At 48.5% G+C, this 14,231-nt stretch carries 8 protein-coding genes; 3 read left to right on the top strand and 5 right to left on the bottom strand.

The window, feature by feature from the left end; all coding sequences use genetic code 11:
- Positions 1-490: 490 nt before the first annotated feature.
- Positions 491-2,392 carry a DEAD/DEAH box helicase gene (locus tag J4864_RS04840; RefSeq protein WP_211813902.1) on the top strand — a complete coding sequence of 634 codons (1,902 nt, stop codon included), beginning with the start codon at positions 491-493 and terminating at the stop codon, positions 2,390-2,392.
- Between the two features lie 459 nt (positions 2,393-2,851).
- Here J4864_RS04840 and J4864_RS04845 read toward each other — a convergent pair whose 3' ends face one another.
- From J4864_RS04845 to J4864_RS04855, 3 genes are all read right to left on the bottom strand, one after another.
- Positions 2,852-4,975 carry a S46 family peptidase gene (locus tag J4864_RS04845; RefSeq protein WP_211813904.1) on the bottom strand — a complete coding sequence of 708 codons (2,124 nt, stop codon included), beginning with the start codon at positions 4,973-4,975 and terminating at the stop codon, positions 2,852-2,854.
- 298 nt (positions 4,976-5,273) lie between these two features.
- The gene (locus tag J4864_RS04850; RefSeq protein ID WP_211813906.1) at positions 5,274-6,722 is read right to left on the bottom strand and encodes an oligosaccharide flippase family protein; all 1,449 of its coding nucleotides are present in this window, start codon (positions 6,720-6,722) and stop codon (positions 5,274-5,276) included.
- 70 nt (positions 6,723-6,792) lie between these two features.
- The gene (locus J4864_RS04855) at positions 6,793-8,019 is read right to left on the bottom strand and encodes a spore maturation protein (protein ID WP_211813907.1); all 1,227 of its coding nucleotides are present in this window, start codon (positions 8,017-8,019) and stop codon (positions 6,793-6,795) included.
- Positions 8,020-8,516: 497 nt separating this feature from the next.
- Here J4864_RS04855 and J4864_RS04860 point away from each other — a divergent pair, with 497 nt between their 5' ends.
- Positions 8,517-8,975 (top strand): hypothetical protein, encoded by a 459-nt coding sequence (locus J4864_RS04860; protein WP_211813910.1) that lies wholly within the window; start codon positions 8,517-8,519, stop codon positions 8,973-8,975.
- 814 nt (positions 8,976-9,789) lie between these two features.
- A complete protein-coding gene (locus J4864_RS04865) occupies positions 9,790-12,090 on the top strand; it encodes a TonB-dependent receptor (RefSeq protein WP_246479369.1) in 2,301 nt (766 codons plus the stop codon).
- Between the two features lie 1,006 nt (positions 12,091-13,096).
- Here J4864_RS04865 and J4864_RS04870 read toward each other — a convergent pair.
- Together J4864_RS04870 and J4864_RS04875 are read right to left on the bottom strand one after the other, a co-directional pair.
- Entirely contained in the window at positions 13,097-13,576 is a 480-nt protein-coding gene (locus J4864_RS04870; protein ID WP_211813912.1) for a PG0215 family putative anti-sigma factor, read from the bottom strand.
- The gene (locus J4864_RS04875) at positions 13,566-14,078 is read right to left on the bottom strand and encodes a GFO_1088 family ECF-type sigma factor (RefSeq protein WP_007367628.1); all 513 of its coding nucleotides are present in this window, start codon (positions 14,076-14,078) and stop codon (positions 13,566-13,568) included. Before J4864_RS04875 ends, J4864_RS04870 begins: the two co-directional genes overlap by 11 nt.
- Positions 14,079-14,231: the final 153 nt, after the last annotated feature.

Consider the following 14,231-nt stretch of genomic DNA (forward strand, 5'->3'; position numbering starts at 1 on the left):
TAACATCAGACTTGCTCACGCAAGCCGTGTGTTCTTGTACTAACTCAAATAATTAACTTTAATAACGACTATTTTTCTATTTGACAGGGCAAAGATACAAAAAAAGTGCAGAATAGAATGTAAAATATCCTATAATTAACGGTGCTTTTAGACTTTATAACAGACGCACGGCATTCATATTCAATTATCGGCCATTTCTCTACACGGCACGGGGATTGTAAGACCTGTCCGGCGCATGGCCGGCTGGAAGCGGGCCGGCAGACACCCTGAAACGGTATAGAAATCAGGGATTAAGGCCAATTTTAAACGGTTTTATTTGCTCATCTCAAAATCTTGCCGTACCTTTGCACGCCGATAAAGGTAAATATGCCACCTGAGAGTCTGCGTGCTGACTGATGGAAGCCAGTCACAGGCGAGTGTCTTTCTGTGGGTTCGTTTGGTGGCGCACTTACCTTATTATATTAGGATAATAAATCATAAACAAACGAATTTGAAGACATTTGAAGAGTTGGGTGTGAGCGAAGAGATTCGCCGCGCCATCAGTGAGCTTGGATTTGAACATCCAATGCCTGTACAGGAAGAAGTAATCCCCTATCTGCTCGGTAACCGAAACGACGTCATCGCACTGGCACAGACCGGTACGGGCAAGACGGCCGCATTCGGCCTGCCGCTGCTGCAACGGATCGACACCGGCAGCAAGGACACTCAGGCGGTAGTGCTGAGTCCGACACGTGAGCTTTGTCTGCAGATTGCAGACGACCTGAAGGATTTCGGCAAGTACATCCCCCATCTGCACATCGCCGCCGTCTATGGCGGTGCCTCCATCGAGACGCAGATTCATCAGCTGCGCCATGGCGTACAGATCATCGTGGCTACGCCGGGCCGTCTCATCGACCTCATGCACCGCGGCAAGGCACGCCTGGACAAGGTGACGAACGTCGTTCTGGACGAGGCCGACGAGATGCTGAACATGGGCTTCCAGGAGAGCATCACCGAGATACTGACCGGTGTGCCCGAAGACCGCAACACCCTGCTGTTCTCGGCTACGATGAGCCGTGACGTGGAACGGGTGGCAAAGGGCTATCTGCACGACTACAAGGAAATCGTCGTGGGCAGCCGCAACGAGGGTGCGGAGAATGTCAACCACATCTATTACATGGTGAATGCCCGCGACAAGTACCTTGCCCTGAAGCGGCTGGTGGACTTCTATCCGAAGATCTACGCCATCGTCTTCTGCCGCACGAAGGTGGAGACGCAGGAAATTGCCGACAAGCTGATCAAGGACGGCTACAACGCCGAATCGCTGCACGGCGACCTCTCCCAGCAGCAGCGCGACCTCACGATGCAGAAGTTCCGTTCGCACCTCACGCAGATCCTCGTGGCAACGGACGTGGCGGCACGCGGACTGGATGTGAACGACCTGACACACGTCATCAATTACGGCCTGCCGGACGACATCGAGAACTACACCCACCGTTCCGGACGTACAGGCCGTGCGGGCAAGAAGGGCACGTCCATCTCGATCATCCACTCCCGGGAGAAGCACAAGGTGCGCAACATCGAACGGGAAATCGGTAAGGAGTTCGTGGACGGCACGCTGCCGACACCGGAAGAAATCTGCAAGAAACAGCTGTTCAAGACCATGGACGACATCCTGAAGACGGATGTCGACGAGGAACAGATCGAACCATACATGACGGACATCAACCGCCAGTTCGAGTACATCGACAAGGAAGATATCATCAAGAAGATCGTCACAGCCACTTTCGGACGTTTCCTGAACTACTACAAGAATGCGCCGGAGATAGAGAAACCGTCGTCACGCAGCTCACGGGAGAGTTCCCGCAGCGGCCGCGGAGAGGGAAAGTCCGGACGCAGCCGCGGCCAGCGCAAGGCAGAGAACGGCTACAGACGGCTGTTCATCAACCTCGGCAAGACCGACGGATTCTATCCGGGCGAGGTGATGCAGTTCATCAACAAGAACGTACACGGCCATCAGGAGGTAGGACACATCGACCTGCTGTCCAAACAGAGCTACATCGAAGTGCCGGAACAGGATGCACAGAAGGTGATGCGGGCACTGGACGGCACGACGTACAAGGGACGCAAGGTACGCTGCAATGACGCTGAAGAAGGCGGGCATGGACGGTCGGACAGAGGCCGGGCAGCCAGCGGCCGGGGCGGTTACGGAAGCCGGGGAGAAGGACGGCAGGACAGCCGGGAGCGCAAGGGACGCAGCCGCCGGGAACCGGAAGAGGACTTCTCCTTCGCACAGCACAAGTTCAAGAAGGACGACTGGAAGGAACTCATGAAGGGGGCGACGGCCAAGCTGAAAGGCGAGGAACCGGACTTCTCGGAGGAAGGCTGGGCACGCCGCCGGCCGAAGAAGTAGCCGGCTATCATCGTTTCCGGGCTTTGGGAACGGCATGAGAACGTGCCGGAACTCCGAATCGGGAAAGACCTCTGTTCCCTGCTGACCGTATCAAACCCTCATAAACATCAGAACAACCGCTATCATCGAGTTTTTGACTCTCTGGTAGCGGTTGTTCTTTGCAGTCGGCAGCTGTCTTCCGTCGGAAGCGGGTCCTGACACGTCCGCTTACCCGTACAAAGTGTCTGCAACATTCCTGCAAGGCATCACGGACGGCTTTCTCCATTGACATTCATGCAGGGAAAAGACCCGTGCTGTAAAGTCCTACGCTGCCCTCTGCCGATACTTCACGAAACAAGGACAGCCCTGTCGGAACCGGGACAGGGCTGTCTGCTTGTTGTACAGTCGTTGTAAGCCGGATGTCGGGAAGAGGCTTACCTTTGAGAGGGCACTCGTCTTTGCTGTGCCGCCGCACCTTGCTTACTGCGGGTTGATTTCCTTCAGCAGGCGGTCGGCATGTCCCCATTTGTCCATCATATAGAGGACGAAACGGATGTCAACACCGATACAACGGGCAAGGTTGCGGTCGAAGTTGATGTCGCTGGAAAGACTGTCCCAGTTGCCGTCGAAGGCAAGACCGATGAGACGTCCCTTGCCGTCGAACATCGGTGAGCCGGAGTTTCCGCCGGTAATATCGTTGTTGGTAAGGAAGCAGAGCTGCATCTTTCCGGTTGTCTTGTCAGCGTAACGGCCGAAGTCCTTGACGGTCATCAGACTCTTCATGACAGGTTCCACCTTGTAGTCTTCGAGCTTTGCACCGCGGTTCATCTTCTCGACAATGCTCTCGGCTGTCGTATAATAGTTGCTGTTGAAGCCACCGATCATATAGCCCCCAACCTGTCCGTAAGAGAGACGCATTGTGAAATTGGCGTCGCTGTAATGGGGCATATCCATCTCCATCTGCACCTTCGCTTCACAGAGTTTCTTCTCTTCATTCTCGATGGATTCGGCTTTTTCTGTCAGATCCGCCATGATTGTCTGGTAGACCATGATGAGCTGGACACCCAGCTGTATGCCCGGGTCCATGAGGTTCTTCTCATCGTTATAGAATTTATACCCCTTTGTCAGCAGCTTGCTGTGGGCATACAGCCAGTCAGTGTACTTCTTGTAGTTGTTGCCGAACTCGCCCTTGATTTTCCCGTAGAAATCCGGAAGATACCTGGCCGGCACATGCTCACCATAATTCTTCAGCATGGCCGCTGTCATCTCCTTGTCGAGCGCCAGATTCCATTCATCGCTGTTGTCCTTGAACTGCATGTACTGCTGCTTGGGGTCGTCTTTCGGTCCCTGCGGCTCGATGGCTCCGCGCGAAAGGTCGAAGGTTCTTTGGAGAAACTCCGATGTCCTCCAGAACGATTCGTTCCAATAAGCTTGGGCTAATGCCGGTTCCCTGCTTGTCTCATAGAGTTTACCCAGCTTGGCGAAGTCTACGCTTACAGCCGGGTCTTTCACGGTTTTGGCATCAAGCCACTTCTGTATCTTCGCTTCGTATTCCGCCTTCTGCCGGATAAGGCCGATGGAATCGATACATTTGTTCATTCCCATCGAGTTCTTCCAATAGTTGGCAGAGCCGACATACTTGTTCTCATACTGGATGCGGGTCTTCTCGTTCCGGTCCATGTACTTCTTCATGATGGCGAGCTTGATGTCACGCACCTGTACACGGGTCGTGTTGTCGACGTCACGACGCTGCTGTATTCCATACGATGACAGATAGCGGCTGGTCGAACCGGGATAACCCACGGTCATGGCGAAGTCCTTGTCCTTGTAGCCTTCAAGGCTCACCGGCGCCCAGTGAGCAGGATGGTAAGGTACGTTGTCTTTTGAGTAGGCCGCCGGCCCGTTGGTCTTGGGGTCGGCATAGATGCGGAAGACGGAGAAGTCGCAGGTCTGCCGCGGCCACATCCAGTTGTCCGTCTCTCCGCCGAACTTTCCCATGCTCTTGGGCACGGTGAACACCAGCCGGACATCAGGGAAGTCCTGATAGGTCGTTGCGTAATACTTGTTTCCCTCGTAGAACGGGTCAATGGTCACATGTAAGGTCTTGTCAATCGCCTTTACGGAGTCGGTCATGTGGTTCGTCAGAGAGTCGATGGCGGCCTCTGTCTGTTCGGCATCCTTGCCTGCAATGAGTCGATTGACACGGTCCGTGATGTCCTGCTGGTTCTTCATGAACGACACGAACATGTTTTCATTGGGCAGTTCTTCGACATAGTTCCTGGCATAGAATCCGTCCTTCATGTAGTCGTGTTCAACGGTGGAATGGGCATTGATCGCACTGAAGCCACAGTGATGGTTGGTGAACACAAGTCCATCCGGCGACACGACGACACCCGAGCAGAATCCCGAAAAGTTGACAACGTAATTGCTGATGGCATCGGGCGAGTTGTAAAGCATGTCGCAAGGCAGCTGGAATCCCTCGGCAACCATTTGTTCGTAGACCGCATCAGGGAGGTTGTAGAGCGTCCACATACCTTCGTCGGCATGCATGGATGTGCTTCCCCATGCGAGAAGTCCGGCGATAAGCAAAGCTGATTTTTTCATATTCGTATTATTTGTTGAATGATATATTTATACTGCTTTCCTGGGAGTTCAAGAAGCCGGAGGGGGAAGGGGAATATGTTTCGGCAGTCGGAGGTTTTTGACAGACGGTGCCGTCGGCTGCGTTCTTTTTCCTCTCCATTCTCCTTCAGAAGCCGTCTTCGGCATCCTTCAGGAAATTTTCTTCGGTGTCCGTTACAATCTTCTCCTGTGTCGTTTGGAGCCGCCGTCCCCTGGCTTCCTTTACATCTTCGGCTTTCCTTTATCGGCTTAGAGCTGTTTCTCTGACTGCAGAAAGCCACTATTTTGATATGCGTCGGCGCAATTGTGCCAAAGGCAGGTCGTGATAGACGATATGTGCAATGAAGAAGATGATCACCAGCGTGTTGACACCCAATGCTGCCGGGACTGAAAGGTTGGCGTTGCTGTAAGCGATAATGGCGAAAAACAGTCCGCCTATCAGAACGTAAGTAAAGATACTCTTCAGCGGATAGTCTATCGGATACTTGCGCTGGCCGACGAGATACGACAATACCATTGCCGTTGCATTGCCCAGGAAGCCGGCCCATGCGCAGGCGATGTAGCCGTAGCGGGGTACGAAAACCACGTTGATTCCGATGATTACAGCACAGCCGATTCCCGAGAAGTAGGCTCCCCAGATGGTCCTGTCGATGAGCTTGTACCAGAAACTGAGATTGAAATAGACACCCGTCATGATGCCGCCCGCCATCACGACAGGAACGACCCGCAGTCCTACCCAGTAGTCCCGGCCGATGATATGGCGCAGAACATCCATGTACCCCATTACCACCAGGAACGCCAGCAGCGTGAAGATGATGAAGAACTTCATGGCGCGGGCATAGGTCTCCTTGTTGTCTTTGTCGCGTGCCTTGCCAAAGACGAACGGCTCATAGGCATATCGGAAAGCCTGTGTGATCATCGACATGATCATGGCGATCTTGCTCGCTGCACCGAAGATACCGAGCTGTGCGTGTGCATCGCTGCCCTTGTAGACGTAGGGGAAGAGAATATAACCTGCCGTCTGGTTCAGTATTCCGGCAATGCCCAGGATAAGAATCGGCCAGGAATACGACAGCATTTTCTTCGCCAAAGGCATATCAAGCAGCTTCCCGCCTGCAAAGAAACCTTCTTTCAGTTCTCTCCAGAAGCAGAAGGTGATGGTTCCCGTGCAGACAAGGTTGATGTAGAAGGCGTAACCCACCTCATGTCCGCCGAGAACAAGATAGTAGACAAGGTTCAGGACGATGTTCAGAGCGATGAACAGCAGCTTGAATGCCGCAAACTTTATCGGACGCTTCTTGTAACGGAGGTAGGCAAAAGGAATGCACTGGAAGGCGTCAATCGCCACCGTAACCGCCATTACCCATACATAAGAGGGGTGCGCCGAGTAGCCCATGAAACTGCAGATGGGTTGCAGGAAGACGAAAACCATTGCAATGAACAGCAGTGACGACAGTCCTACCATCGACAGGACAGTGGAATAAACCTTCTGTGGATTCTGGTCCGTCTTGTTGGCATAACGGAAGAAAGTGGTCTCCATGCCGTAGGTCAGGATGACGAGCAGCAGCGCCGTATAGGCATAGATATTCGTAATGACACCGTAACCCCCGCTCACCGCACTGATCTTTGCTGTATAGAGGGGGACGAGAAGATAGTTCAGAAACCTTCCGATGATACTGCTCATACCGTAGATGGCAGTGTCCTTTGCAAGTGATTTTAAATTTGCCATTGTCGCTTTGTTATTGGGCTTATTACCGCTTATATTGCCTGTTATCGTCTGGTCACCGTCCTGTCGTCATCTAAAAGAAAACATAGCAGACGGCTATTGCGGCAATCACGCCGGCCAGGTCCGCCAGCAGTCCGCACGCTACAGCGTGTCTTGTGTACTTCACGCTGATGCTGCCGAAGTAAACAGCCAGAACGTAGAAAGTCGTGTCCGTCGAGCCCTGGAAGATACAGCTGAGCCTGCCGACGAACGAGTCGGGACCGTAGCTCTTCATGGCTTCCAGCATCAGTCCGCGTGCCCCGCTGCCCGACAGCGGCTTCATGAAGGCAGTCGGCAGCGCACCGACGAAATCGGTATTCAGTCCGCATTGCCCCACACACCACTGTATTCCCTTTATCAGCAGGTCCATTGCACCCGACGCACGGAATACTCCCACTGCCACGAGGATAGCGACCAGATAGGGAATGATGCGCACAGCCGTAGAGAACCCTTCTTTGGCTCCCTCTATGAAAGCGTCATAGACGTTTACTCTCCGCAGCAGGCCGGCACCGATGAAAAGGACGATGATCGACATGAGGATAAGATTGGAGGCGACGGAGGTCACCGTACCCATCGTCTGCTTGTCCATCTGCCCGAATCCCCAGATCACCAGCCCCACGAAAACCGTCAGCCCCACAAGGGCTGCAAGCAGAGCAGGCTGGAAGATATTGATGCGCTGCCAGCCGGCCGTGATGATGATTCCGGCAAGCGTTGCAACGGTCGTCGCAAGCAGGATGGGGATGAACACATCCGTCGGCTGGGCAGCTCCATACGAGCTCCGGAAGGCAAGGATGGTCGTCGGGATGATGGTCAGCCCTGACGTATTCAGCACCAGGAACATGATCATCGGATTCGTTGCCGTGTCTTTCCTCGGATTCAGTTCCTGCATCTGTGCCATGGCCTTCAGTCCGGTAGGCGTGGCCGCATTGTCAAGTCCCAGCATGTTCGATGCGATATTCATGAAGATGGACCCCATGACAGGGTGGTTCCTCGGGATGTCAGGGAAAAGTCTGGTGAAAAGAGGACTGAGTATCCGTGCCAGCACGTTTACGACACCTGCCTTCTCGCCGATTTTCATGATGCCCAGCCACAGTGCCAGCACTCCGGTCAGTCCCAATGATGTCTCGAAGGCGGTCTTGGACGAATCAAAGGTCGCATCCACCATCTTCTGGAAGATCGTCGTGTCACCCGTCAGCAGAGAGATGATTCCGAAGACGAAGGCAATGAGGAAGAATGCTATCCAAATGCAGTTCAGTACCATTCAGTTTGTCTGTTACAGCTGTTCATTGTTTGATTGTTTTCAGGGGCGGGGACAGACAGCCCCGCAGAAGGCACCATTCTTTCCCATTGCAAATTTAGATAAAATTCCCGAACTATAATCCAGTCGGATAAAGAAAATGCTTTTTCTTTAAAGGAAAGACAATCCATTCTGTGTGTGAACCCGCAGTAAAATAAATGAAAAAGACAGACAGACACTTCCTGTTCCGTACCATCCAACCGTGGGAAAACGCACGAGGCATATCCTATTGAGTTTTTTTCAAAAGCAGGTGAAACAGGCTGTCATTCCCTGTTTTTGTCGATGACAACCCTGTATCACATATACCATTTAATCTTTTTAACGTACAAAGCAGGCTGATTGTTCCATGAAGTTTTTAACTTTGCAACCAAGAGTTTTCGGAATAGCGCATTGTCTGTATTCCGATTGCGCACATCAGGTTTATTCCATTTGCAAAGAACAATACAGTAACAGCAGACCATATGGGTATATTTGACTTCTTCAAGAAAAACAGGCATAAGGAATGCCGGAACAATCAGCACACGACAGAGGTGATGGCGGAGGAAGAGGAGGAGGCAGACTTGTGGGCCCAGGCTTGTATGGCAAAACCGCATTGCTATACGAAGGAGGGGAAGAAGCCCATCCTGAGTTTTGTCGTGACGGAGGGGATAAACACCATTCTGCCGATGTACCCCAACGAGCTGTACAGGAAAGGCAAAAACGGATTCGCCGACATACGCCTCATTTTTGTCAGCACGTCCCGGAAAGGAGAGCCTGTCGATCTTCCTTTCTTCCACTGTGTCCCCGCACTTTCCAACTATGCACTGGACATCAGAGAACCGAACGTATTGATCAGGGGACTGAACGCACTGGAAATGGGGGAGATTATATCAGGTGTCAGACATACGCTGGCGTGCTGTCCTGAAAGAGAGAAAGTATAGCCGCCTCCCCGTACATCCCATACAGAACCACCGGGACACAGCTCCCCCGCTTTCATCCCCCATTCCGGAAGGAGAGCGATAAAACCTGCCTGAAATGTGAAGACTTGTCCCTTGTGCGGGCCTTCATGTTCCCACAAAAGCCCTTTCAGGAGACTGACTTTTCTCGCAATATAAGTTTTAGTTTTGGTTGCCGTCATTTTAACATTTCTCACCAATCCACTGTATATAAGCACTTTAATTATTGAACAAGTGTGACGGTAGTGACAGGAAAAGTCGTTTTGTGTCCATTGCCTAAAGTGAACGAATCACACATACAGAAGAACCGGCCCCTCCATAAAATGCGTAGATGAGGTTCTTTGATATTTATGGGATGTCAAGGGATTTGCATCACCTATCAATCTATGCAACATTGCTTTACAGTTGGTTGAGAAACAAGTGCGTGACGTTTTGGAAGGCGGGCACAGACCTTCCCATGGTGTTAGCAATCGTATAAATCTATCCCTTTAACGGAAGAACCCTGAATAAGCGACCTATTTAGTCATCTTCAAAATTAAATTCAACTTTACTTTGAAGTATAATCTCTTTGAGAACTTCCGTAACCGCATCTGGTTTGTCTAACTCCTCAAGTTAGTTCTTTAATTGTGGAATGTTGATAATCTCCTCTATACAATCAAGGTGGTCATCAACAGCTTTTTGCACAATAGATGTTTTAAATATTATTTATCGATACGGTTTTGTGAAAAACAACTTGTAAAACGTGGTATTCACCAAAAGAATGTGTAAATTTGGAGCGTTTATATAATGTAATACAAATATGGCAAAAAAAACAGTATACATTATGTCGTTTCTGTTCTTTGCAACCCTTCCTTTATTTGGACAAGTTGTAGATGGATATGTATTCGATGAAATAGATTCTACTGCCATTGCTAATGTGTTGGTAAAAGTCGACAATAATAGCGAGTTGTTTGCTTTAACAGATAGCCATGGCTACTTTAAATTAGATAGTGTTGCATTGAAAGATAGCCACATTATTTCTATGAGCCATATATCTTTTAATTCTCTCACAACAAAATTAACAAGTAATGGGACAACATATTATCTTAAGCCCAAATATGAGATGCTGAATGAGGTTGTGGTTGAAAGTAACTGGATATACAGGAAAGATGGAATGGTCGTTGTCGATTTTGGAAAAATGAAGATGGAACAAAATTTGCAATTGTCAGATGCATTACGTCATATCCCAGGAATTGTTAAGAACTCTAATGGAAATTATTCTTTGGGTGGGAAAAATGCAGTCATATATGTAAATAATGTAAAGCAAAACATTTCACCCCAATCATTGGAGGCTTTTCTGGAGAGTTTACCTGCAAATATTGTTGCAGATATAGAACTGACTTTTGTCAATTCAGGGAAATATAGTGCATCCACCGAGGCTGTTATAAATATTAATACTAAAAGCAATATACCCCTGGGTCAGTCAGTACAACCATATGCTTTTACTTCAATTTTCCCACATGGAATGTATGATACTGGTGGAAATATTTTTTATATGGTAAAGAAAAGCAGATGGCTTTATAATGGCACGCTTTCATTTGCAAACGAAAGAATATACAAGTCATCTACAGATAGCTTGTCGTATAATGGTCTCAAAATCCTTGATGACCATAATTTCAGCGATGGCAGAAATAATGTGTTTACATATAGAGGAAGTACAATTTATGAGTTTACAAACAAATCCAAATTAAGTCTTAATGCGTTTGTATATTACGATAAAGGCAGTGCCGATTTAATTTGGAACAATTATAACATCAATCAATATACTGCGAACAAACATGCCCATAGTGACCTTTATAATATTTCATTGTCATATACTTTACCTTCTATCAACAAAAGGACAAATGGCCATTTGACATATTCCTTTTCATACGGTAATGATAACTCTAAATTGGATTACCTGGCAAAAGATGAGGTATACAAGAGTTCAGACTTGAGAATGAGTGGATATATGAATACATTTAATATAGATTTAAACTCAGAAGTAAAATCCTTTTTATTCTCTTATGGACTACAGGTGGACTATAATAAAGTGAAAGATCATGTTATCTATTCACATGTCAACATGGATAGAAATGATGTTGATGAATCATTTTCTGGTCATGAAGTGCTAACAGGGCTATATGCGCAAGCAAAGTATACATTTTCTAAGCGAGTATCTACACGTCTTGGTTTACGAATGGAGAATACACAATATACATATTCCTCTACTACTAACAACAACAGCAATCATTATGTCAATTTCTTTCCATCCTTGTTGACGTATATTAATATGAACAATTATAATTCGATTATTGGTATTGTCTCAAATATAAACAGGCCTAAATATTCATGGATGGTGTATGGAGAAAGACAGGCAAATGATATGGTATCTATGTATGGTAATCGGGATCTGAAACCAAATAAAGCATACGGCTTTGTTATTTATAACACACTATTTAAATATATGAATCCTAATTTTTCATATATACTAACATATGACTTCATTGGAAATATTTTTTCCTCAAATGGTCAACATTTGTCCAGTACCTATCAGAATATTGCAGATCAACAGACGTTTAAGACAAACATAGTCATACCGTATCGTTTTGCAGACAAGAAAGTTATGGGGCAATTCCAGTTCAACCTCGCTTATGATAAGCTATATAACTTTAAAAACCAATTCTCATTGCCTGCTAATCGAAAGTGTTCGTATGTTAATTATAACATTCATTCTAATATAAGTTACTCTCCAGCAAGTAGGATTTACTTATCAATAGATGGAAATTATTATCCAACATATAAATCCTCTTTAATGAATGCGGCAGCAAATGGCTCTTTAGATTTTGAGCTACAATATATGATGCTAAAAGAAAAGAATCTTCAGCTTAGATTGACTCTTAATGATGTATTTGCAAGAGATGCTAAAAGAGTATTCTATTATGTTGATGGTCAATATTCCTCTTATCAACGGCACATTGGACCAATATTCAGATTGTCGCTTAAATATGTATTCAATAAAGGCCAAAGAGTCGTAGATGAATATCGAGATTACACTCCATCCAACGGCCGATTAAGATAATAAGTCTTTCAGTTTCACATACTGTCAAATTAAAAACAATTTAAACTATAGAGCCGATTTTGTCCTGCTATCATTTTAATATTTTTCATCAGTTCCCTGTATATAAACATCTCATTAATTAGGGAAGCGTGACGGAAGTGACAGGAAAAGTCGTCTTAAAAGCGCATGTTTTGTCCATAAAAATTACTTTTGTTTTATCAGGAGGATGTGAGGAGACAATCTGTTCGGAAACGGAAGGGGAAACGAATGAAACCGGAAAACGAACAGGCTCAAGAGAGGTAGCAAATCACTTATAGACAGACACATAGGAATCTTACAGGAAAAGGTTCCTGACAACATTCTAAGAGGGCGTTAGTTGGCTTGCAACTAACGCCCTCTTGGGATGCTAACGGGCGTTAGTTGGAACACAGGGGACGGCCGGTTGGAGTCCAGGGGCAGGTCATCCCCATTCCTGGTAGGTTTCTTCAGTAAGAGAACAGGGTATTTTCATCTGCAAAATGTAAAATACTTTCAAACCTGTAAAGAAGCTGTCCGGTTTCATTCCGCCTCTGACAGGCACCGGCAGCACACGGCAGCAGGTCGCCGCCCCTGCACCGCCGGCAATTCCTTGTGATGCAGCATCCCCTCCCCTGCCTTTCCATCCCATTGTACAAGACACTCCATGGCATTCGGACTGCCTTGGGAATCTGAGAAAGCAGAAAGCCGGAGTCCCTGCATCTGCAGACCGTTGCGATGAAACCGACCGGACTCTTCGTGTTTCTGTGTTTTCATGCGGAAGGACGGCACACCGCATCCCGCTCTACAGCCTGCCATTACCGCCTGCCAGCCCGTCCGCCGGACCAGAGAGAGAACCCCCTTGAGAGGGGAAAAGAAAAAACCGACACCCACGTGGAGCATCGGTTCTTCTACATTAGTATGTTATGAAAAATTTGAGAGAATTGAGACTTCACAGCCTCTGCTTGTTTAACTAAAAATGATTATTATAGAGAAAGCATAGAAATTGTCTTTACTTTGTGAGGGTAGACACAGGACTCTGTATCTTGTGCTGCAAGGTGTCTCCCTTCACGGAGTCGGCCTTGGCAACGGACGGCCCTTCCTGCGGTTTTTCCACCGCCGCTGTGGCCGGGACAGCCTGCCGGCCGTCTCCATCGGAGAAAGCCACCTGCATGGCATTGCCCAATGTGAGGAAGATGGCCACGACGGCAGCCGCCTTGAAGAGCGGCATAAACCGCTGGCGCATGGTTATGACGCGTGCCTTGACAGGTTCGTCCTCCTCGATGCGGCTCAGGACTTTGCGGTCAAAGTCATCTCCCAACACCTCCTCCGTCTTCTCGCTCTGTGCATAGGCGAACAGATGACGATAAGGCAGCAAGGCGGCTGGAATGTCCTCCTGGGAGAAGAACATACGGAGAATCTCCTCCTCCTGGAGGGATGTCTCGCATCGCCAGTAGCGTTCCAGTAATTGCTCGATGTACTTATAATCCATAATTGTCTAATTTCAAATATTTCTGTTTGACCGTCTGCCGTGCCCGGAAGATATTGACTTTCACCTGCTCTTCGCTGATGTCAAGGACACCGGCTATTTCCTTGTAGGTCTTCCCTTCAAAGTCTCTCAGCTGCATGCAGCTCCGTTGCTTCTCGGGGAGTCCGTCTACAATCTGCCTGATGAGGCGGACTTTGTCCGTCTGGATCATACGGTCCTGCGGATTGGATGAAGCGAGGGGCTCGGCAGCCTTCACATCTTCGAGGGAGTCGTTGTCGTTCCCTTTCTTCTTGATGCGGTCGAGCGACAGATTCCGGCAAACCGTCAGGCTGAAAGCCTCGATGGAGTCGATGGCATTCCATTCTTCCCTGCGGTTCCATACCTTTATCAGTGTGTCCTGCACGATGTCCTCGGCTTCCGCTCTGTTGAGCGTGATACGGAGTGCGAGCCGGAAGAGTTCGTTCTTCAACGGCAACACATCGTTACGGAAACTGACTTTCTTCATCTTCTCTCTGTATATATGACGATTATGGATGGGGATAAGTTACAGGGGGCGGACGGAAAAGCCGATGTTTAACTTTCGTTAAGTTATCGGCTGCGCTTTGCTCCCCCTGCTTCCTGCCGCTTTCCGTTCCCTTGCGGAGGGGCGGCAAGTTTC

This window comes from Prevotella multiformis (assembly GCF_018127985.1).
GTDB classification, from domain to species: Bacteria; Bacteroidota; Bacteroidia; order Bacteroidales; family Bacteroidaceae; genus Prevotella; species Prevotella multiformis.